At 62.3% G+C, this 20,850-nt stretch carries 24 protein-coding genes and 1 tRNA gene; 15 read left to right on the top strand and 10 right to left on the bottom strand.

The genetic code is table 11. The annotated features are described in order from the left end of the window. Position 1: 1 nt before the first annotated feature. A complete protein-coding gene (locus tag JKL46_RS03715; protein WP_201830073.1) occupies positions 2-679 on the top strand; it encodes a glutathione S-transferase family protein in 678 nt (225 codons plus the stop codon). 31 nt (positions 680-710) lie between these two features. Further along, on the top strand, positions 711-1,256 hold the full coding sequence (gene ilvN, locus JKL46_RS03720; protein ID WP_201830074.1) for an acetolactate synthase small subunit: 546 nt from the start codon (positions 711-713) through the stop codon (positions 1,254-1,256). 3 nt (positions 1,257-1,259) lie between these two features. Here the strand turns inward: ilvN and JKL46_RS03725 are convergent, their stop codons facing one another. Next, positions 1,260-1,805 (bottom strand): DUF924 family protein, encoded by a 546-nt coding sequence (locus tag JKL46_RS03725; protein WP_201830075.1) that lies wholly within the window; start codon positions 1,803-1,805, stop codon positions 1,260-1,262. 279 nt (positions 1,806-2,084) lie between these two features. Here JKL46_RS03725 and ilvC point away from each other — a divergent pair, with 279 nt between their 5' ends. Next, a complete protein-coding gene (gene ilvC, locus JKL46_RS03730; protein ID WP_201830247.1) occupies positions 2,085-3,104 on the top strand; it encodes a ketol-acid reductoisomerase in 1,020 nt (339 codons plus the stop codon). A 182-nt stretch (positions 3,105-3,286) separates the two neighbouring features. Further along, positions 3,287-5,035, top strand: a complete 1,749-nt coding sequence (locus JKL46_RS03735; protein ID WP_201830076.1) for a patatin-like phospholipase family protein — start codon at positions 3,287-3,289, stop codon at positions 5,033-5,035. Positions 5,036-5,142: 107 nt separating this feature from the next. Here the strand turns inward: JKL46_RS03735 and JKL46_RS03740 are convergent, their stop codons facing one another. The 3 genes from JKL46_RS03740 to JKL46_RS03750 form a co-directional block, all read right to left on the bottom strand. Next, positions 5,143-5,490: a hypothetical protein gene (locus tag JKL46_RS03740; RefSeq protein WP_201830077.1), complete on the bottom strand. Its 348-nt coding sequence runs from the start codon at positions 5,488-5,490 to the stop codon at positions 5,143-5,145. 107 nt (positions 5,491-5,597) lie between these two features. Continuing rightward, positions 5,598-5,753 carry a hypothetical protein gene (locus JKL46_RS03745; RefSeq protein WP_201830078.1) on the bottom strand — a complete coding sequence of 52 codons (156 nt, stop codon included), beginning with the start codon at positions 5,751-5,753 and terminating at the stop codon, positions 5,598-5,600. Between the two features lie 65 nt (positions 5,754-5,818). Continuing rightward, positions 5,819-6,340 carry a DedA family protein gene (locus JKL46_RS03750; protein WP_201830079.1) on the bottom strand — a complete coding sequence of 174 codons (522 nt, stop codon included), beginning with the start codon at positions 6,338-6,340 and terminating at the stop codon, positions 5,819-5,821. Between the two features lie 152 nt (positions 6,341-6,492). Here JKL46_RS03750 and pdxY point away from each other — a divergent pair, with 152 nt between their 5' ends. The 6 genes from pdxY to JKL46_RS03780 all read left to right on the top strand — a co-directional run bounded on the left by pdxY (position 6,493) and on the right by JKL46_RS03780 (position 11,990). Continuing rightward, positions 6,493-7,341 carry a pyridoxal kinase PdxY gene (gene pdxY / locus JKL46_RS03755; protein WP_201830080.1) on the top strand — a complete coding sequence of 283 codons (849 nt, stop codon included), beginning with the start codon at positions 6,493-6,495 and terminating at the stop codon, positions 7,339-7,341. A gap of 106 nt (positions 7,342-7,447) precedes the next feature. Continuing rightward, complete coding sequence (locus tag JKL46_RS03760) at positions 7,448-8,260, top strand: ABC transporter ATP-binding protein (RefSeq protein ID WP_201830081.1); 813 nt, start codon at positions 7,448-7,450, stop codon at positions 8,258-8,260. Continuing rightward, positions 8,260-9,051, top strand: coding sequence for an ABC transporter permease (locus tag JKL46_RS03765; protein WP_201830082.1), 792 nt, complete (start codon positions 8,260-8,262; stop codon positions 9,049-9,051). The genes JKL46_RS03760 and JKL46_RS03765 overlap by 1 nt, the downstream gene beginning before the upstream one ends. A gap of 36 nt (positions 9,052-9,087) precedes the next feature. Next, a complete protein-coding gene (locus JKL46_RS03770; protein ID WP_201830083.1) occupies positions 9,088-10,110 on the top strand; it encodes an ABC transporter substrate-binding protein in 1,023 nt (340 codons plus the stop codon). Between the two features lie 264 nt (positions 10,111-10,374). Then, positions 10,375-11,280: a PhzF family phenazine biosynthesis protein gene (locus JKL46_RS03775; RefSeq protein ID WP_201830084.1), complete on the top strand. Its 906-nt coding sequence runs from the start codon at positions 10,375-10,377 to the stop codon at positions 11,278-11,280. Beyond that, positions 11,277-11,990 (top strand): NUDIX hydrolase, encoded by a 714-nt coding sequence (locus JKL46_RS03780; protein ID WP_201830085.1) that lies wholly within the window; start codon positions 11,277-11,279, stop codon positions 11,988-11,990. Before JKL46_RS03775 ends, JKL46_RS03780 begins: the two co-directional genes overlap by 4 nt. On the opposite strand, the gene JKL46_RS03785 is transcribed toward JKL46_RS03780, so the two are convergent. Next, the gene (locus JKL46_RS03785; RefSeq protein ID WP_201830086.1) at positions 11,981-12,310 is read right to left on the bottom strand and encodes a hypothetical protein; all 330 of its coding nucleotides are present in this window, start codon (positions 12,308-12,310) and stop codon (positions 11,981-11,983) included. The genes JKL46_RS03780 and JKL46_RS03785 overlap by 10 nt on opposite strands. 418 nt (positions 12,311-12,728) lie before the next feature. Here JKL46_RS03785 and JKL46_RS03790 point away from each other — a divergent pair, with 418 nt between their 5' ends. The 3 genes from JKL46_RS03790 to JKL46_RS03800 all read left to right on the top strand — a co-directional run bounded on the left by JKL46_RS03790 (position 12,729) and on the right by JKL46_RS03800 (position 15,549). Then, positions 12,729-14,291, top strand: a complete 1,563-nt coding sequence (locus tag JKL46_RS03790) for a 2-isopropylmalate synthase (RefSeq protein ID WP_201830087.1) — start codon at positions 12,729-12,731, stop codon at positions 14,289-14,291. A gap of 267 nt (positions 14,292-14,558) precedes the next feature. Further along, positions 14,559-14,634, top strand: a tRNA-Lys gene (locus JKL46_RS03795). Between the two features lie 225 nt (positions 14,635-14,859). Continuing rightward, entirely contained in the window at positions 14,860-15,549 is a 690-nt protein-coding gene (locus JKL46_RS03800; protein WP_201830088.1) for a substrate-binding domain-containing protein, read from the top strand. A 44-nt stretch (positions 15,550-15,593) separates the two neighbouring features. Here the strand turns inward: JKL46_RS03800 and JKL46_RS03805 are convergent, their stop codons facing one another. The 5 genes from JKL46_RS03805 to JKL46_RS03825 form a co-directional block, all read right to left on the bottom strand. After that, a complete protein-coding gene (locus JKL46_RS03805; RefSeq protein WP_201830089.1) occupies positions 15,594-15,809 on the bottom strand; it encodes a hypothetical protein in 216 nt (71 codons plus the stop codon). A 152-nt stretch (positions 15,810-15,961) separates the two neighbouring features. Beyond that, positions 15,962-16,315 (bottom strand): lysozyme inhibitor LprI family protein, encoded by a 354-nt coding sequence (locus JKL46_RS03810; protein WP_201830090.1) that lies wholly within the window; start codon positions 16,313-16,315, stop codon positions 15,962-15,964. A gap of 838 nt (positions 16,316-17,153) precedes the next feature. Beyond that, positions 17,154-17,552 (bottom strand): VOC family protein, encoded by a 399-nt coding sequence (locus tag JKL46_RS03815; protein WP_201830091.1) that lies wholly within the window; start codon positions 17,550-17,552, stop codon positions 17,154-17,156. Then, positions 17,549-18,025, bottom strand: coding sequence for an SRPBCC family protein (locus JKL46_RS03820; protein ID WP_201830092.1), 477 nt, complete (start codon positions 18,023-18,025; stop codon positions 17,549-17,551). Before JKL46_RS03820 ends, JKL46_RS03815 begins: the two co-directional genes overlap by 4 nt. Further along, positions 18,022-18,384, bottom strand: a complete 363-nt coding sequence (locus tag JKL46_RS03825) for an ArsR/SmtB family transcription factor (RefSeq protein WP_201830248.1) — start codon at positions 18,382-18,384, stop codon at positions 18,022-18,024. The genes JKL46_RS03820 and JKL46_RS03825 overlap by 4 nt, the downstream gene beginning before the upstream one ends. A 200-nt stretch (positions 18,385-18,584) precedes the next feature. On the opposite strand from JKL46_RS03825, the gene JKL46_RS03830 reads away from it, so the two are divergent. Both JKL46_RS03830 and JKL46_RS03835 read left to right on the top strand, forming a co-directional pair. Next, positions 18,585-19,676, top strand: coding sequence for an ABC transporter ATP-binding protein (locus JKL46_RS03830; RefSeq protein ID WP_343074006.1), 1,092 nt, complete (start codon positions 18,585-18,587; stop codon positions 19,674-19,676). Further along, entirely contained in the window at positions 19,669-20,802 is a 1,134-nt protein-coding gene (locus tag JKL46_RS03835; RefSeq protein WP_201830094.1) for an ABC transporter substrate-binding protein, read from the top strand. Before JKL46_RS03830 ends, JKL46_RS03835 begins: the two co-directional genes overlap by 8 nt. The last annotated feature ends 48 nt before the right edge of the window (positions 20,803-20,850 follow it).

Consider the following 20,850-nt stretch of genomic DNA (forward strand, 5'->3'; position numbering starts at 1 on the left):
AATGCCAACCCTCGTCATCGCCAACAAGTGCTATTCGTCCTGGTCGCTGCGGCCCTGGCTGCTGCTGAAGCAGCTCGGGGTCGCCTTCGACGAGATCACCATTCCCCTCGATCTGCCTGACACCAAGGCGAAGGTGCTCAAGCATTCGCCGGCGGGCAAGGTGCCGATCCTGATCGACGGCGATGTGACCGTGTGGGAGAGCATCAGCATCATGGAATATGTGGGCGACGTCTATGCTCCGGTATGGCCGTCGGATCGTGGCGCCCGTGCCATGGCACGCTCGGTTGCGGCGGAAATGCATGCCGGCTTTCCGGCCTTGCGCTCCGCATGCCCGATGAACCTCGGCAAGAAATTTTCACAGAGAGATCGCGGCGAGGCGGTGGCTCGCGATGTCGCCCGCTTCAGTGAGATCGTGCGCCAGGCGCGCGAACGTTTCGGTGCCGGCGGAGAGTTTCTCTTCGGCACGTTCTCTGCCGCGGATGCCATGTATGCGCCGCTCGTGACGCGCCTCGATACCTATTCGATCACGGTCGATGCCACGACCCGTGCCTACATGGATGCAATCCTCGCGCTGCCGGCCTTCCAGGAATGGCGTTCGGCCGCATTGACGGAAGAATGGATCGTCGATGCCGACGAGGTGGACGAGGAAGCCATTGCGAACTACCGCAAGGCGGCTTGAGAATTTTGAGGAAGAATTCGGGAACGAGACCATGCTTCAGATGAAAACCCATTATCCCGACGCGACCCGCGTCGAGCCGGTCAACCGGCATACGCTCGCCGTCATCGTCGACAACGAGCCCGGCGTGCTCGCGCGCATCGCAGGCCTGTTCTCCGGTCGCGGCTACAACATCGAAAGCCTGACCGTCACGGAGACGGAGCACGAGGCGCATATCTCGCGCATCACCATCGTCACCACGGGCACGAACAGCATCATCCAGCAGATCAAGAGCCAGCTCGAGCGCCTCGTGCCCGTGCATCGCGTGATCGATCTGACGCTGACCGGCGAAGCGGTGGAGCGCGAACTCTGCCTCGTGAAGGTGGTCGGCAAGGGCGACTACCGCGTCGAGGCAATGCGCCTCGCGTCGGCCTTCGGTGCCCGCACGATGGACGCGACGCTCACATCCTTCGTCTACGAGCTCACCGGCACGACGGAAGAGGTCGAGCGCTTCATCAAGCTGATGACGGCAGTCGGGCTGGTGGAGGTCTCCCGCACCGGCGTCGCCGCGATGGCGCGCGGCGCGGAAGGAATTGTGTAGTGTCTAGCCCCTGAACTCGCTCTCGCGCAGGAACGCTTCCTCCTCCGGCGTGGTCTCGCGGCCAAGGATGGCGTTGCGGTGGGGGAAGCGGCCGAAGCGGGCGACGATGTCGCGATGGTGGCGCGCCCACTTCGAAGAATCCTCGCCGAGGGCTTCGTTCAAGGTCACCGAGCGCTCCTGATCCGCCAAGGATTCGGAGTGCATGAAGGGCAGGTAGAAGAACCGGCGGAAGTCGGGTTCCACCTTTTTGTCGAAGCCGCGTTCGATGGCGCGGTCGGCGGCCATCAGGGCGACCGGATCGGTCTTGTAGGTTTCGCGCTTGCCCCGGAACATGTTCCGGGGGAACTGATCGAGGAGGAGGATGACGGCGAGCACGCCTTCCGGGGTGAGCTCCCACTCGTTGAGATCGCCCCGCGCGGCGGCCTCGTAGGTGGGCAGGAAACGGTCGCGGCAGATCTGGTCGAAGGCTTCGTCCTTCGAGAACCACTTCTCGGGCCCGGCCTCGCGCCAGAAAGAGACGACTTCGTCGGGAGTGGTAAGGCGCTGCATGCGGCGTCATCCTTCGCGGTGTAAGATTCGAGACGTCAATCTAGAGCATTGGAGAGAGGTTTGAACTCTCCGGCTTGAGATCGTTTGTCGGCGGAATGAGCCGACCCTTGCGCCCAGCGCAGTCAGGGGTCGCAGTTTTGCTACAAACAACAGCTTGTCAGCGCAGTTTTATTCGCTAAAAGCGGCGCCTGACAAAATAAATGTTGCGCGGGTCCAGGCCGGCGTAGCGCTAACACTGACCGGGGGAAAGCCCCCTTCGAGATAAGGGACTTGAGGACCATGCGTGTCTATTACGATCGCGACGCCGACATCAATCTGATCAAGGGCAAGAAGGTTGCCATCGTCGGCTACGGCAGCCAGGGCCATGCCCACACCCTGAACCTGCGCGATTCCGGCGTGAAGGACATCGTCGTGGCCCTGCGCAAGGGCTCGCCCTCCGTGGCCAAGGCCGAGAAGGCGGGCCTTAAGGTCATGGAAGTGGCCGAGGCCGCCAAATGGGCCGACGTGGTCATGATGCTGACTCCCGACGAGCTGCAGTCCGACATCTACCGCACCGACCTGCACGACAACCTGAAGCAGGGCGCGGCGCTGCTCTTCGCCCACGGCCTCAATGTCCATTTCAACCTCATCGAGCCCCGCAAGGACCTCGACGTGCTCATGGTCGCCCCGAAGGGGCCCGGCCACACGGTGCGCTCCGAGTACCAGCGCGGCGGCGGTGTGCCGACCCTGATCGCGATCCACCAGGACGCCACCGGCAATGCCCATGACATCGCGCTCTCGTACGCTTCCGCCAACGGCGGCGGCCGCGCCGGCATCATCGAGACCACCTTCAAGGAAGAGTGCGAGACCGACCTCTTCGGCGAGCAGGTGGTGCTCTGCGGCGGCCTCGTCGAGCTGATCAAGGCCGGCTACGAGACCCTGACCGAGGCGGGCTACGCCCCCGAGATGGCCTATTTCGAGTGCCTCCACGAGGTGAAGCTGATCGTCGACCTCATCTACGAGGGCGGCATCGCCAACATGAACTACTCGATCTCGAACACCGCCGAATACGGCGAATACGTCACCGGCCCGCGCATCATCACGGCCGAGACCAAGGCCGAGATGAAGCGTGTGCTGGAAGACATCCAGAGCGGCAAGTTCACCCGCGACTGGATGCTCGAGAACCGGGTCAACCAGACCTCCTTCAAGGCGACCCGCGCCCGCAATGCCGCTCATCCCATCGAGGACGTCGGCTCCCGCCTGCGCGATATGATGCCGTGGATCAAGGAAAAGGCCCTGGTCGACAAGTCCCGGAACTAATGTGCTTCAGGCACGGCCCGCCCGTGCCGCTTCGACATGAGCCGCTAAAGCATCGGACCCAAAAGTGGACTTGCATTTTTGGGATGATTCCGATGCTGGTGCTCTAAGACGAATGTAAGTTTGTCACGGCGGCATAATCCGGCTAGAGCATCGGAGGAACTCTCCGATGCTTTTTTGCTGCGATGATCGCTAAGAGCCTGATCGACGAACCGCCGGATTTCACCGCTCCGATCTGGGCCGGACTGGACCCCGCCGCGCGCCTGGAACTCCAGTCCCAGCTCCAGCGCATCCAGCTGCCGGGCGGCGCGGTCCTGTTCCAGGAGGGCGACCCGGCGGATTCTCTCTACATGGTCATGTCGGGAGCGCTCGGGGTGGCGGTCCAGGGCGGCCATGGCGAACAAAGGCGCATTGCCCGCATCGAGCCGCCGGAGACGGTCGGCGAGATGGCTCTCATCTCCCATGCACCCCGCTCCGCGACCGTGACCGCGCTCAGAGATACCGTTCTGCTCAAGCTGGCGCGGGAGGATTTCGAGCACCTGATCGAACGGTGGCCCTCGGTCACGCTCTATCTCTCGAGACTGCTGGCCGACAGGCTTCGGGAGGCGACCCATAGCGCGCCCACCACCTTCATGCCCACGGCCTTTGCCGTCGTTCCGGTGACGAAGGACGTGGATATCAAGGATTTCGCGCAGGCTCTTCTCCGGGAGATGCGACGCAGCCATGGAGCCGGGATCGATCTGCTCGATGCGATGCCGGCCCAGACAGATGAGAATTGGCTCTATCGCTTCGAGGCCGGCCGTGAGCGCGTGGTCTACGTCGCGTCCGAACCGTCCGGTGACTGGACGGGGCGGTGCATCCGCCATGCGGACCACGTCATATTCGTGGCTCGTCCCGGCGAACCTCTCGCCTGCGATGCCGAGACGCTGGCGCCTTCCGCTGCATCCTGGCGCAGGCACGACCTTGTCCTGCTTCAGAAGGCGGATGCCGCCCGTCCCGCACCGGCGCACCCGTCCCTCGACCGGCTTCCCGTGGATCAGCGCCTCCAGGTCAGGGAAAAGAGCGTGCCGGACCTGCAGCGGCTCGTCCGCACCTCGAGCGGGCAGGCGATCGGCCTGGTCCTGGCCGGCGGCGGCGCCCGGGGCTTTGCCCATCTCGGTGCCATCCAGGCGCTGCGGGAATACGGCATCCCCATCGATCTGGTCGGCGGCACCAGCATCGGTGCCCTCATGGCGGCGACCTGCGCCATCCAGATCGGCCTCGACGAAGCGAAGGCCATCATGCGGGAAGCCTTCGTGACGAGGCCGCCTCTGAACGATTACACGCTGCCGCTCGTTGCGCTGGTGCGGGGCCTCAAGGTGGATGCGCGCCTGATCGAGCATTTCGGCGAGCGGACCATCGAGGATCTCTGGCTGCCCTTCTTCTGCGTCTCTTCAAATCTGACGAAGGGAACGACTCATGTTCATCGGAAGGGGACATTGTGGCGCGCGCTTCGCGCGAGCCTTGCGATTCCGGGTCTTCTGCCGCCCGTGATCGATCCGGAAGGCGTGCTCGTCGACGGCGCCATGATGAACAACCTGCCGGCGGATGTCATGGCCGACCTCCAGAGAGGGCCGGTTCTCGGGATCGACGTGGCGCGGGATGCGGCTTTCACGGGTCCTGACGAGGCCCGGAGGGCAACGCTGCTTCGCCGCCTTCTCGGCGTGCCGGCCGATGCGCCGGATATCGTCAGCCTGCTCTACCGCTCGGCGACCATCTCGAGTGAAGCTCAGACGCTGAAGGCACGGGCTCACGCGGCGCATATCATCCATCCGCCCCTTGCCGATGTGCCGCTGCGCGGCTGGGACCAGTTCGAGACGATCGTGGAGATCGGCTACCGTCACACGCGCGAGCGTATCGAGGCGGGGGCGCTCGAAGGGTTCAATATCGGCTGAGATCGTCCGATGCTTTAGAGCTTTTTCCACTGGCGCGGAATCAGCTCTCTTCTATGCTTCGACGCATTTTTTGACGGCGAACCGGATCCACTTTTCCGTCCGATGCTCTAGGTCCGATGCCACATCATCGCTGCCGCGGCGACAAGAACGCCCAGGACGATGCCGAGCGTTTCCGAGCGGTATTTCCAGAACCGGTACGTGGCATAGGAGCAGAGGAGCGTCGCCAGGAGGCCCGCGAGATCCTGTGTCAGATGGTTCACCTTCGTGGGGCCCTGCAGATGCGCAGTGGCTCTCCAACTCTCCGTCATCCAGAAGACCGAAAAGACGAACGAGACGAGAGCGCCGACCGACGGCCACCAGAATGCCGGGAGGCCGGTTTCCAGGGGATTCGCGGCTTCCGGGGAAGAGGCGACAGGGGTGAGCTCGTCGTAGGAGTCCGGAGAGGGAGAGGTCACAACAAGTTATCCGCAATATTATAATAAAATATAACATTGCGGAAGGCCCTTGCCACCTCTGGAAATGGAGGGGGACGGCGGCTCGCGGGGCAGCGAGCCGCTAAGTTTTACTGTTGATTGTCCTTGGTGTTCTGAGCCTTGTTGTTGCTCTGCTTGCCGGGGTCGATGCGGTTTTTCACCGTGCCGCCGGAGCCACGGACATGATCGCCGGGATGCTTTTTGCTCTCGCCGGAATTGTCGCCGCTCATCTTGCCTTTACCCATGGGTAACCTCCTTTATGGATCGAGGTTAATGAGCCCCGGGAGTCCGGGTTCCTGCGGCGAAGCGCCTACCAGGGCAGGTGGGGGACGAGGCTTGCTCCCGGCCCTAGGACGAGAAACGCCCAGGCCGAGGCTGATGCCATATTGGCCGCCTGAAACAGCACCGGCGGCATCAGGAAAATGCCGGCAATGAGGGCGATGACGGCGCGGATCGGGCCGACGAAGCGCCCGAAGAACACCGCCCAGGGGCCGAAGCGCTGAAAAAAGCTCTCACCCCGGGCGACGAGCCTTGGGCTGCGCGACAAGGGCCAGGTTTCATAGGCGGCCTCCTTGTAACGTCGGCCGATGGCGTAGGAGACCCAGTTTCCGAGAAAGGCGCCGACGGCTGCTCCCGCCCAGATCTGCCAGAAGGGAACTTCCGCCGCAGCCAGCACGAAACCGACGGTGATCAGGATTGCCGTGGTCGGCAGGAGCAGGGAGATGAAGGCGAGCGACTCGGCAAAGGTCATGAGGCCGACCACCAAGGGAGCATAGGCCTGATGGGTCTGTACGAATTGCACGATGCTGGTCTTCAGAAACTCGATATCCATCGGGCCGTGATTGTCCTGTTGCGGTTGCGTGCCAAGGCAATAAGGCCCTCTGCGTCAAGAACCAACTGCCTTTGTGATGGATCGGATCACATCACGCGATTTGAAGCGGAGCGCTTGTTGCGCTAACCGGAAGATGAAGGGGGGCCTGAACCATGAACGTTCTCTCGATCCAGTCCCATGTCGCCTACGGCCATGTGGGCAATGCCTCGGCCGTGTTTCCGATGCAGCGACTCGGTGTCGAGGTCTGGCCGATCCATACGGTGCAGTTCTCGAATCACACTGGCTACGGTTCCTGGAAGGGGCGCGTCTTCGACGGTCCGGCCATCGAGGATCTGGTCGAGGGCATTGCCGAGCGCGGCGTGCTCGAACGGTGCGACGGCGTCCTCTCCGGCTATATGGGCTCCGCCGATATCGGCAATGCGATCCTCTCGGCCGTGGCGCGGGTGCGCTCGCTCAATCCGGATGCGCTCTATTGCTGCGATCCGGTGATCGGCGACGTGGGGCGCGGAGTCTTCGTGCGTCCGGGCATTCCTGAATTCATGCGCGAGCAGGCCGTGCCTGCCGCCGACATCATCACGCCGAACCAGTTCGAACTCGACTACCTGTCGGGCCTGACCACCCAGAGTCTCGACGATGTGAAGCGAGCGATTGCGATCGTGCAGGGGCTGGGTCCGAAGGTGATGCTCGTCACCTCCGTCGAGACGAAGGAAACGCCTGCCGACAGCGTCGATCTCGTCGCGGGCTCCGAAGGACGGATCTGGCGTGTGCGCACGCCGAAACTCTCCCTGTCCGTGAACGGCGCGGGCGATGCCATCGCGGCGCTGTTCTTCGTGCATTACGCCCGCACGCGCTCGGCGCCGACGGCCCTCGCCGAAGCGGCATCCTCCGTCTACGGCCTTTTGAAGCGCACGGAGGAAGCAGGCTCCCGCGAGATCCTGACCATAGCAGCGCAGGAGGAGTTCGTGACGCCCTCTCATCGCTTCGACGCCGTAGAGGTTTAAGACGATCCTGGCCGGCGGATAGGCCGAAGGGAGAAGGCGGCCTCGCTTGCGGTCGATCTTCGGGCGGTTAGAATGCCGGCCTGAAAGAGGGACCATGAGGATCGGAATGGATCAGGCGACCTCCCTTGCGGCGGTGGCGCTCAACGATGTTGCCATCACCTTCGGGCCGAAAGTCGGCGGTTACACGGCCGTCAGCGGAATCGATCTCTCCGTCCGTCCGGGCGAATTCGTCGCAATCGTCGGCCCGACCGGCTCGGGCAAGTCCACGATCCTGAATGCGGCGGCGGGCTTGCTGAAGCCCTCTCAAGGCAAAGTGCGGATCTTCGGCAACGATCTTGCGGGCCTCAATCTGCGCTCAGGCTATCTCTTCCAGCAGGAAGCGCTGATGCCGTGGAAGACGGCGCTCGACAATGTGGCCGTCGCACTCGAACCGAAGGGTGTTTCGCGCAGCGAGGCATTGCAGCGTGCGCGGGATTGGCTCACCCGCGTCGGACTCAAAGCCTTCGTCGACCGTTATCCGCACATGCTCTCCGGCGGCCAGCGCAAGCGCGTCGCGCTGGCTCAGGTGCTGATCCGCGATCCGGAAATCCTTCTGATGGACGAGCCCTTTGGGCCGCTCGACGCGCAGACGCGTCAGATCATGGGCAATCTGCTCCTCAGCCTGTGGGCGGCGGACCGTAAGGCGGTGATGTTCGTCACGCACGATCTCGAGGAGGCGATCGCATTGGCCGACCGCGTCGTGCTGCTGTCGGCGGGCCCGGCGGCACGGATCATCGGCGATTTTCCGGTGCCGCTGCCGCGGCCGCGCGACATCGCGGAGGTGCGCATGGAGCCGACATTCCACCATATCCACAAGGAGATCTGGACGAGCCTGCGCGTGGAGGTCCAGAAAGCCTATGCCCAAGGGGAGGGAACGTGATGCCGCGTCTGAAACTGACCGTGCTTCAGATCGGCGTCGGCTTGATCTTCCTTATGCTGTGGCACGTGCTCACCGTCTATCCGATCTCGGGAACGCCCAAGCAGGTTCAGTTCTTCTTCTCGACGCCGCTCGACGTTCTCAAACGGTGCTGGACGCTTTTCGCCAGCGGCGAGATCTGGCGCCATCTCTGGATCACGCTTGTCGAGACCATTTTGGCCTTTCTGTTCGGTGCAGGCGGCGGCATCATTTTCGGATTCCTGTTCGCGCGCAAGGAACTGCTCGCCGCCGTGTTCGACCCTTACATCAAGGCAGCGAACGCGCTGCCGCGCGTGGTGCTCGCACCGATCTTCGCGCTCTGGTTCGGCCTCGGCATCTGGTCGAAGGTGGCGCTCGGCTTCACCCTCGTCTTCTTCATCGTGTTCTTCAACGTCTACCAGGGCGTCCGCGAGGTCTCGCCCGTGGTGCTCTCCAATGCGCGCATGCTCGGCATGAACGAACGCCAGTTGCTGCGCCATGTCTACTGGCCTTCCGCGCTGACCTGGGTGTTCTCGTCGCTGCACACATCGGTGGGCTTCGCGCTCGTCGGTGCCGTCGTCGGCGAATATCTCGGCTCGTCCGCCGGGCTCGGCTACAAGATTCACGAGGCAGAAAGCGTCTTCGACGTGACGGGCGTTTTCGCCGGCATGCTGATCCTCTCCGTCTTCGTGATCCTCATCGACATGCTTGTGACGATGATCGAAAACCGGTTCCTGGTCTGGCGGCCGCAAGCGTCTCTGGCCGCGCAGACTTGAGATGAAGAACGACCCAATCAAACAGGGAGAAACGCCATGGAACGCCGTACATTTCTGAAAAGCGCAGGAGCCCTCGGCCTTGCCGCAGCGATGGGCCAGAGCGCCTTTGCGCAAGGAGCGCCGGAAAAGGCGAAGGTGACGCTCGGCGTCGGCGGCAAGCCGTTGTTGTACTATCTCCCGCTCACCATCGCCGAGCGGAAGGGCTTCTTCAAGGAGCAGGGCCTCGAGGTCGAGATCAACGATTTCGGCGGCGGCGCGAAATCGCTGCAGGCGCTCATCGGCGGCTCCGTCGATGTGGTGACCGGCGCCTACGAGCACACGATCCGCATGCAGGCCAAGGGACAGGATGTCGTGGCCGTCACGGAACTCGGACGCTTCCCGGCCATTGTGATCGCAGTCAAGAAGGACAAGGCCGGACAGATCAAGTCGGCGGCCGATTTCAAGGGCCTCAAGATCGGCGTGACGGCGCCGGGCTCATCCACCGCGCTCACTGCCCAATACGCCATGGTGAAAGCCGGTCTGAAACCGTCCGATGCCCCGATTATCGGCGTTGGATCGGGCGCCAGTGCGGTGGCCGCCATGAAGAAGGGCGAGATCGACGTGATCTCGCATCTCGATCCGGTGATCGCAAAGCTCGAGGCGGACGGCGACATCCAGATCCTCATCGACACCCGCACGGAAGCTGGCACCCGTGCGCTCTTCGGCGGCTCGAACCCGGCGGCGACCCTCTACACCAAGAAGGATTTCATCGACCAGAATCCGCAGACCGTTCAGCGCCTCGTCAATGCCTTCGTGAAGACTCTGAAATGGCTTCAGACCGCGAAGCCCGAGGACATCGCCGCGACGGTGCCGGAAGAGTACTACCTCGGCGACAAGCCGCTTTATCTGAAGGCGGTGCAGAACTCGCTCGAGAGCTACTCGCGCGATGGCATCATCCAGATGACCGGCATGCAGAGCGTGCTCGACATGCTGCGTCAGCTCGATCCGGAACTGAAGGACGCCAAGATCGACCTCGCCGCGACCTTCACCGACCGCTTCGTGCGGCAGGCCTCGATGTAGGCTGGGTGGAATCGGTGCTTCTGTTGACTCGGTGCTTTCCGTCATGGTCGGGCTTGTCCCGGCCATCTCGATAAGGTGAAGCGCATCGCCTCATTAAATCGAGATCACCGGCACCGATCCCCGGATCAAGTCCGGGGAGGTGATGACGTGAAGGGGCAATGACGAGGCATTCGGTTGACAGAAGGGCGCTCGACGGTACCTCATCCGGTGTCGAAGAATCGGTGGTTCCATATCACCAAAGGCTCCGGTAGAGGAACGATCCACATGTCCCGCCGCTTTGTCACCCTGGACGTTTTCACGGGCGAGCTTTTCGCCGGAAATCCTCTCGCTGTCGTGCTCGATGCCGAAGGGCTCGATGTGCCTGCGATGCAGAGGATCGCGAAGGAGTTCAATCTCTCCGAGACGGTTTTCGTCCTGCCACCATCCGAGCCGCGCCAGCGCGCGGATATCCGCATCTTTACCCCGGCGCGCGAGTTGCCCTTCGCCGGCCATCCCACGGTCGGAACGGCGGTGCTTCTCGCGATTCTCGATCAGGGCGGGCAGCCGGGCGCCGCCGCCTTCGGCCTGAAGGAACAGGTCGGTATCGTTCCCTGCGCGGTGGATGTGACCGATGAGACGAGCGGTTCGGCCCGCTTCCGCCTGCCGCGCCTGCCCTTCGTCTGGGGCGAGGGCAAGGATTCCACCACCTGCGCCTGGGCTCTCGGCCTCGATCCCACGGAGATCGGCTTCGACCGCCATGTCCCGAGCCGCCATTCCGCCGGCGTCGCCTACGATCTGGTGCCGGTTGCTTCACTTGACGCCCTGGCGAGGTCCAAGCCGCAGGGCGAGGCCTTCGATAAGGCGTTCGGCGACAGCGACCATCCGGCGCCTTATGTCTACGCCCGGATCCCCCAGGCAGACGGCCTGCGTTTCCGCGCCCGCATGTTCGGTTTGGGGATGGGCATCAAGGAGGACCCGGCCACCGGCTCGGCGGCGGCGGCCTTCGCAGGCGCCCTCATGCAGTGCGAGCCCTTGGGCGACGGCGAGCACAACATCGTCATCGAGCAGGGTGTCGAGATGGGCCGTCCGAGCGAGATCGCCCTGCAGATGACGATCAAGGGTGGCGCGCTGGTCTCGGCCGAAATCGGCGGGCAGGCGGTCATGGTGAGCCGCGGCGAGATTCTCGCGTGAACCGTGACATCTCGATCCGACGCGTTTCACGCGTCGAGGCACGCTTCCGGCCGTTCGATTGGGTGTGGCCGAAGCAGAACCGGTCTTTCGTCGAGGAGAACTGGAAGCGGCGCGTTGCGGACAAGCCGAAGATGTTCAACGGGCGGGTGCTTCTGCTCCAGGATCTGAGCTTCGAGCAGGACCTGTGCCGCAACGTGTATTTCGAGGTCGATTACGCGGATTTCATCGCCTGGATCGACAAGGGCTATCCCGATACCACCATCGCCAACGGTTTTGCCATGGGGGCCCTGCGCGGAACGGACGGCGCCTATATCTGCGGTGTCATGGCAGAAGGCACGGCCAATGCGGGCAGAATCTATTTCGCTGCAGGCACCCCGGATCTCAACGATGTTACGCCGGAGGGCACCGTCGATCTGACGACGAGTCTTACCCGGGAACTGGCCGAGGAGACCGGGCTTGCTGAAGCCGATTATCACCTGGACGACGAATGGATCGTCGTTCAGCGCTGGCCGACCTTCGCCTTCCTGCGGACGGTTACCTTACCAATGACCGCGGAGGAGGGCGCAGCGAGGATCCGCGCCCATATCGCTGCCGAGGACGAGCCGGAACTGCAGGGGGTGCGCATCGTCCGCGGGAAAGAGGATATCGATCCCGAGCGAATGCCGCTCTTCCTGCAATCGTTTTTCGGCTGGGTGTTCGATCAGAGATAGCCGTGACGGGCCTTGGTGGCATTCACCATGCGCACCGCCTCGGCATCGCGTCCGGCGGCGCAGGCCGCCTCGGCCTGTCCGAGTTCCTTGTCGACGCGGTTATAGACCGACTGGTTTACATGCCCCATGGAAAGATCATTGCTCATCACGGCGCGGTATCGGTCGATCTCGCCCTTGCAGCCGGACCCTTCCGGCATGCGGAAACCGGATGGCGTGATGCTGGTGGTCGCCGGGGCAGGGGCTGAGGCAGTCTGGTTGCAGGCGGCCAGGGGCAGCGCCAGCAGGCCCATCACGAACACAGAGTGGAACGCGGTCTTCATAAAGTACTCCTGATCGACGAGTGAGGAACAAAGGCCAAGCTTCATCCGATCTAGGGCAGTTTGCGAGCAGTCCAGTCCTCCCCACGCAGCGAGTCATAACCCATACGATAGTCGACCTCCGGCTTTTCATTTGTTTCAACCGCTTGCCTTCTCACGTGAGCGCCGTTACAAACGGGCCGTTGTTCGCGGCTTCATGCCCGCGGCCGAGGAGGATTTGGGCAGCGATGATCATCGGCTCCCACAGCGCATCGATGAAAGGCCCCGCTCCGGCGGCCGATCGCGCGCGTCTTCTTGGCCTCCTTCTCCTTAGCTGCCCCTGAGGGTCGGCTGGGCGTCGTCGCCTGGGCTCTCAGGGGTTCTAGACAACCAGGAACAACCTTGAGCGCAGAAGGCGCCCCCTCCGAGAAGGACTAGAATAATGACCGCTTCCGTATCCGGTGCCGTTAAGGACCGCGTTCTGATCTTCGACACCACCCTGCGCGACGGCGAGCAATGCCCGGGCGCCACCATGACCCTTGAGGAGAAGCTCGAGGTCGCGGAACTGCTCGACACCATGGGGGTAGACATCATCGAGGCGGGCTTCCCCATCGCCTCGAACGGCGATTTCGAGGCCGTGTCCCTCATCGCCAAGCAAGTGAAGCGGGCGACCGTCGCCGGCCTCGCCCGTGCTATCTCGGCCGATATCTCCCGTGCAGGAGAAGCCGTGCGCCATGCGGCCCGGCCCCGCATCCACACCTTCGTGTCCACCTCGCCGATCCATCTGGCGCACCAGATGCGCAAGTCGGAAGAGGATGTGCTGGAGATCATTACCAACACGGTGACCCAGGCGCGCAATCTGATCGAGGATATCGAGTGGTCCGCCATGGACGCCACCCGCACGCCCATCGATTATCTGTGCCGCTGCGTGGAAGCCGCCATCAAGGCCGGCGCCACCACCATCAACCTGCCCGACACGGTGGGCTATGCGACGCCGGACGAGTATCGCGCCATGTTCCGTGCCGTGCGCGAACGCGTGCCGAATGCCGACAAAGCGGTCTTCTCCGCCCATTGCCACAACGATCTGGGCCTGGCGGTTGCGAACTCCCTGGCCGCGCTGGAAGGCGGCGCCCGGCAGATCGAATGCACCCTCAACGGCATCGGCGAGCGGGCGGGCAACGCGGCGCTCGAAGAGATCGTCATGGCGATCAAGACGCGCGGCGACGTGCTGCCCTACGAGACCGGCATCGAGGCCACCATGCTGACCCGCGCCTCGAAGCTGGCTTCTGCCGCCACCTCGTTCCCGGTGCAGTACAACAAGGCCATCGTCGGCCGGAATGCCTTCGCCCACGAGAGCGGCATTCACCAGGACGGCATGCTGAAGAACGCGCAGACCTATGAGATCATGACGCCGGAAAGTGTCGGCGTGTCCAAGACGTCGCTCGTCATGGGCAAGCATTCGGGACGTGCCGCCTTCCGCAACAAACTGGAGGAATTGGGCTACAGCCTCTCCGACAACCAGTTCCAGGATGCTTTCGAGCGGTTCAAGGAACTCGCCGACCGCAAGAAGCACGTCTATGACGAGGATATCGAGGCGCTGGTCGACCAGAACATCGCCATGGCCCATGACCGCATCAAGCTGGTCTCGCTCCATATCGTGGCCGGCACCCGCGGGCCGCAGCGCGCTACCATGCGGCTCCAGGTCGACGACAAGATCGTTATCGAGGAGCAGGAGGGCAACGGCCCGGTCGATGCCACCTTCAACGCCATCAAGGCGCTCGTGCCTCACGAGGCGGTTCTTGAGCTCTACCAGGTCCATGCCGTGACCGAGGGCACGGATGCCCAGGCCGAGGTCTCGGTGCGCCTCTCCGCCGACAACCGCAGCGTGACCTCCCGCGCTGCCGACCCGGACACTCTGGTCGCCTCCGCCCAGGCCTATCTCGGCGCCTTGAACAAGCTCATGAGCCGAGGCGCCCGCCTGCACGCCCAGCACGCAGCGGAATAAACAAAGAAAGGCCCGCTCTGCGGGCCTTTTCCTTGGGCTGGTGCTGGCCTATCGAACCTGCAAGCTTGGCAGGAAGCGTCTGCCGCCGGTCACCGTCCGCGTGAGCCATGATTCCTGGAGAAAAATGGCGCCTTCGCCGCCCTGTGCCGTAAAACCTTAGCCCCGAGGCGCAAAACCTCACAGAATGGGGCTAGACAGGGTGCATCCCGTTTGTTACACGCACGGCCTCTTCAGCGGACATCGCGCCGCTGAACTCGCTTCGGCGACGGGTGTGTAGCTCAGTTGGTAGAGCAGCTGACTCTTAATCAGCGGGTCCAAGGTTCGAATCCTTGCACACCCACCAAATAACTCAAGGACCTAGGTGACGACCAGCTGGAACGGTAAGACCGTTTCACAGCCTTGTCCTCCGCTTTTCCGTCCCCTGCACTTGCAAATCGCAGCCCCGGCAAGCCGCCGTCTCACCCAAATGCGCGCTCAGGATCGACTCGTCGATATCCTGACCTCCATTCGCTCTTGAGATGCGCGGCTTGATATGGAGGATATGCCGAGAAGAACGTTGGGGTGATGGATGACCAATCGGCTGACGGGCATTTCGTCCATGGCGACGCGGCAGGTTCTGGCGGACCTTTCTGCAATTTATCAGCAGCAAACCGGAATAGAAGTTGCCATTAGGCCGATGGGTGGGGTGGAGGCGGCTCGGCTGGTTCGTGCGGGTGAGCCCACCGATATCGTCGTGCTCGCCTCCAACGTGATGGAGAAACTGGAGGCGGAGGGGCACATCGTTCCTACAACGAGAATGGGTCTTGCGCGCTCGGGTATCGCGATGGCCATCCGCTCGGGCGCTCCGAAGCCCGATATCCGTAACGAGGAGGCGGTCAAACGGGCGATCCTGGGTGCACGCAGGATTTGCTATTCCACCGGACCAAGCGGCGATCATCTGCTGCAGTTATGGGAGCGCTGGGGCGTAGCGGAGGCAGTTTCTCAACGGGCTCTTCAAGCGCCTCCCGGTGTCCCGGTTGGCGTGCTTTTGGCTCAGGGAGAAGCGGATCTGGGCTTTCAACAGATGAGCGAACTCATGCATGTGCCCGGCATCGAGATCCTCGGACCCTTGCCGCCGGACATTCAATCCGTGACGGTCTTCACTGGTGGTGTCGCCAGCACATCCTCTCAGCCTGAAAATTCGCGCGCGCTGCTGACGTTTCTGATCTCGCCTCAGACGGAAATCTCAAAGCGCCAACATGGCATGGAACCGGCGTGATTAACTCGCTGCGCTCTCCATGCCGACGGGTCGAGTGCTCTCGGCTATCTGCGGCGCGTCCACTCTTCGATAATGCCCTTCAGGTCTTCGGGCAGGTCCGAGGGCGTCATGATCTCCCGATCTAGTTCGGGGACCGAGAGGGAGGAAAGGAACGTGCGGTAGCGCTCGACCTTCATCTCCTGCGCCGCATCAAGGCTGTCGGCGGCCACGTCATCCGGCGAGCCGAAGAAAAGGCAAAGAAGAGCCAGGGTAGCGCGCATGGTCCGTCTCCCTCCGGGCGGCCAATAGGAAGGCATACCGTGGCATTTTCTGGGCTGGCGAGGTGTGCGCGGCGACACATTTACGCGAGGCCGATAACATTGCAATAAGAATATGATATTGCGTTTCTAATTCTATCTGTTCAGCCTTGGATTCAGAATGGCCCGCGTTTGGCGAGCGCCTCGAAGCCGCCCCTCAATTGCTGAACGCGATCCGCATAGGCCTTGCTCAGGCACGCATGGTCGGCTCCGCATGCCGCGCGTCGCTTGAGCCAGGCAACCTGTTGATCCTCCATGTCGCCGCGCGCGCCCATTCCAAGCAGAGGTTTGAGTTGGACATAGAGGACCGACATCTCGACATCGTCATCGTTCAGTTTGCGGTCCGTACAGATCGCCTTCTCATCGGCGGTCTCGGCCTTGGCACAATCGAAGCTGGCGGCTGACGCGGGATACCATGAGCAGCCAATGATCAGCAGGGAGAGAGCAACGAGGTATGAAGGTCTTTCCATCGTCGGGTCCTCTTCGAAAAGTGGAATTATGAGGACAACCGCTTTCGGCGCGATCGGGCTCCGGCCGAGGCAACGCATTTAGAAAACAGGCTTAACACAGTGTGAAATGCCGGATACGTCCATTCGCGCATTTTCCGCTGACGAATCCCGGCTATGGGCTCGCGATGCTTGATTTCCAATACCCAGCGAGCATGCGATCGCGTGACGCTACCACTTTAGAGATGTCGCTGACGACATGGAGGCATAACTAGAATGGCCGTGGGGGCATCAATGATTCACGACCGAATTGGACAACAGGACCTGCGGGACCGGAAGCTTCAGAGTCTGGAAGCGCGCATCGCTCACGAAAGCCGCGTCGGCTGGCCAACCTTGATGGCCACCGCCGTTCTCGTTGCCATAGCAGTCGTGATCTCCGTCTACCTGACACTCGACGCATGTTCGTTGCGCTGAACGCTGGAAGTATCCGCGGAGCTGCCATTCATTCGCGCCAGAGTGGCCGAAGCGATATCCTCGCTCCGTTGAAGCATTTCCTCGGCAAGACCGATACTTTCTTTTAACCCTCGCGCGGCTTTCCGCTCACCGATTCCGCGCTCCGTTGTAAGATCGATCCTGTAAGCGATGCCAAAGAGCACTCATGATGAGCTGCCGGAGCATCGCCTCAAGAACGACTATCTATGTAGGGGCTCATGATGAGCGATTACAGCGGACATGACCGGCCGTTCCCGGCCTGGTTTCCTTATGCCGTTAGCGGCACGATCCTGACAGCGACAATCATCTTCACGTTCAAGGTGATCCTCTGAGCGAAACTGCATTGCGAATGCGGCTCGCTCGATCTCGCTCAGTCGGCTGCACTCTCGATGAGCAGAAGCAGGTTGCCGCACCCATCCTCGAACATGACCATCGGCGGCATCCCGGCCGATGGCGTGCTCGGCTCGGAGCGGAAGGTGACACCGCGCGCCTTCAGACGCTCGTACTCGGCGCGGATGTCGTCGCATCCGAGTGAGGTGATCGGAATGCCGTTGTCGAACAGGGCTCTCTGGTAGGTTTTCGCGAACTCGTACCCCATCGGCTCAAGCAGCAGCTCGACCCCGGAGCCATCTGCGTTGGCAACGGTCAGCCAGCGCGCACCGCCGGCCGGCACGTCATGCTTTTTGACGAAGCCGAGAACATCGACATAGAACGCTTCCGCCTTGGCTTGGTCGTCGACGAGGACGCTCGTGATATTGATCTTGATCATCGTGTGATTGCCCCTTCATCCGAAGCGTTCTCATCATCGAGAAGGGCCGCAAGGCTATCGAGCAGCGTTGTCCAGCCGTTGCGGGTTTGCTCGCCCCACTCGCGATAGATCTCGGGCGACATCTCGTTGGTGAGCGTCAACTCGCATCCCTTGTCGAGTCTTCGAATCTCGATGGTTACCCGGTCATATTCATCGCTGTATTTCGGCACCGCGAAGGTGAAGACGAGGCGGGAAGGGCGGTCGATGACGAGATATTCGCCGACATGCTCTACGTCTTCGCCATTGCGCCTCTCGGTGAAGGTGAAGTGGCCGCCGATGCGAGCATCGGTCTCCGCGCGCACCATCTCTCCGTCGGGCGTGGAGAACAGCCAGTGCCGTGCGATCTGCGGGTCGAGCCATGCGTCGAAGACCCGCTCGGGCGAGGCATCGAAACGGCGCACCACGACAACAGCCGGCTTCGCATCTGCATTCATCGGGCGGATTCCTTTCCGGATTTTTGCTGATCGGCATCCGCGAGCAGCAGCTCCTCCAGCTTGTCGAGTTTCGTCGTCCAGAAGCGCTCGTAATGACGCAGCCAAGCTTCCGCTTCGGACAACCGCGCCGCGTCGAGTTGGCAGATATGTGTCCGGCCCTGCACACGCCGGCGGACAAGGCCAGCGGATTCCAGAACCTTCACATGCTTCGAGGCGCCGGCAAATGTCATGGAGAATGGTGCCGCGAGCTCGCCGATGCTGCGGGGACCCGAGGAAAGCTGACTCAGCATCGCCCGTCGGGTTGCATCAGATAAAGCATGGAATACGGCGTCGAGATGGGCGGACGTTTGCTCAACCATTTGGTTTAAATAGCCGTCGGCGCCCAAATAGTCAACCGATTAGTTTATTTTCAGACCGGAGCTTTGCCGGCTAAGCCGATGTGCGGAGGTCGCCCGAAAGACCCCTTTTGATGACTGTAGGGCAGGCTTCCCATCGACATCCAGTTGTGATCTTCTCGCGCAACAACAGACGCGTAAAGCGCATCAGGGAGGATATCGGCGTGGACGATTCTGTCTTGGCCGCGATCGATGTAGATCATCTTCAGGTCAGTTATGGCAGCCAGCAGGTGCTGCACGGTGTTAGTCTCTCGGTTGCGCCCGGCGAGTTCATCGCAATCCTAGGTTCGTCGGGCTGCGGAAAGACCACTCTGCTGCGCACCATCGCCGGATTCCAGAAGGCGTCCGGCGGGGCCATTCGGCTCTACGGCCAGGATGTGGTGAATATGCCTCCCGAGAAGCGCGGCATGGCGATGATGTTCCAATCCTACGCGCTCTGGCCGCACATGACTGTGCTCGGCAATGTCGGCTATGGCCTGCGCCTGCGCGGCGTGCCGAAGGACGAGATCCGCAGCCGTGTCGCCGCTGTTCTCAAGATGCTGAACCTGTCCGGGCTCGAGGATCGGAAGGTGACCAATCTTTCCGGCGGCCAGCGCCAGCGCGTGGCGCTCGGTCGGGCCCTTGCCATCGAGCCGAAGATCCTGCTGCTCGACGAGCCCCTGTCGAACCTCGACGCCAAGGTGCGCATCCAGTTGCGGTCGGAGATCAAGTCGTTGCAGAGCCGCCTCGGCTTCACGGCGATCCACGTCACGCATGACCGCGAGGAGGCCATGACCATGGCCGACAGGATCGTGGTGATGGATGCCGGGCGCATCGCTCAGGTCGGCGCACCGAAGGAAGTCTACGACCGCCCGAATTCTCCGTTCGTGGCGAGCTTCATGGGGGCGGACAATACGATCGGCCTCGATGTCAGGCCCTCCGGAGGGGGCGTGGAAGTTAGCACCGACAACGGAAGCACGGCCTTCTATGGCGGCGAAGTACCGGTCGGATCCCTGACCGCCTATTTTCGCGACGATGTCGCTTCGCTCGACGATCCGAATGCACGGGTCGACGGGTCCATCATTCTCCCGGGAAAGATTACGCAGAGAACGTATCCGGGAGGACATTACAGGTACGTGGTCGCAATCGGCGACCGTCATTTTACCGTGACGGACGATCGTTACCACGACGTCGATCGCCCGGTCGGCATGCGCCTGCCGCTGGCATCGCTGCACCTGTTCCCTCAAGCCCAATCAACGGGAGGAAACCATGCGTAATAGCTTAATGGCTGCGGGTCTCGCAGCCTTTCTGATGACTAATGCGGCAAGCGCCCAGACGCTCAATGTTGCGACCGCCGGCGACCAGAACATGGTCGATTACATCAAGGATTATCTCGGGCCGATGTTCGAGAAGAGCCATCCCGGCGTGAAGGTGGTCGCCGTCGGCACCGGGCCCGGCGACGGCGGATCGCAGAAGATCTTCGAGAAGCTCGATGCCCAGAAGAAGGCAGGCGCCAATTCCGATTTCGACGTGGTGGTGATCCACCAGAAGGCCGCCGGCACGATGGCGCAGGACGGGCTGATCCAGAAGTATCGCGATGCGCTTCCGACCGGCGCACTCGTGACGCGCGACACGGCGACGAATGCCCTCGGCACGGACGTCACCGGCTATGTCATGCCGATGTTCCACTCGCAGACGGCGATCGCCTACAATCCGGACCTCGTCAAGAACCCGCCCGGCACCTACGCCGAACTGCGGGATTGGGCCAAGCAGAACCCGAAGCAATTCGGCTATAACGGCATCAAGGGCGGCATGTCGGGCGTGGCCTTCGTGACCGGTTGGGTGTCCGCGTTCGGTGGCGATGCCGCAAAGCTCGAGAAGGGTCCTTACGACGCCGCGACCAAGGCCACCTGGGACAAGGCCATGGCCGACCTCAAGGCTTTCAATCAGAACGTGGTCATTACGCCCGGCAATGCCGGCACGCTCGACATGCTCAACCGCGGCGAGATCGCCATGGGACCGGTCTGGGTCGACATGTTCTACACCTGGAAGGCCGACGGCAAGCTTCCGCCGAACATGCGGCTGAAGCTCGTCTCGCCCGGCATGCCCGGCCAGCCGATGTATTATGCCATCCCCGCCAAGACGGCTCAGAACAAGCTCGCCGCCGATTTCATCGCCCTTGCGACGAGCCCCGACGTGCAGGCTGAGGGCATCGTGAAGCGCTTCAACTGGTATCCCGGCATCGATGCCAAGAACCTCCAAGGCAAGCTCGATCAGGCTGCCTGGAACCAGCTCTTCGCGGATATCCCGCCGGATGCGCTCGCCGCGAACGGCAAGCCGTTCCCGATCGGGCCGTACTTCAACGACATCCTCGAGACCTACGAGAAGAAGGTCGCGAACTAACTCCCTTCCAGGGCAGGCGGCCAAGGCCGCCTGCCTCATTCTTTCACG

The sequence above is a fragment of the Microvirga zambiensis WSM3693 genome (genome assembly GCF_016735695.1).
GTDB classification, from domain to species: Bacteria; Pseudomonadota; Alphaproteobacteria; order Rhizobiales; family Beijerinckiaceae; genus Microvirga; species Microvirga zambiensis.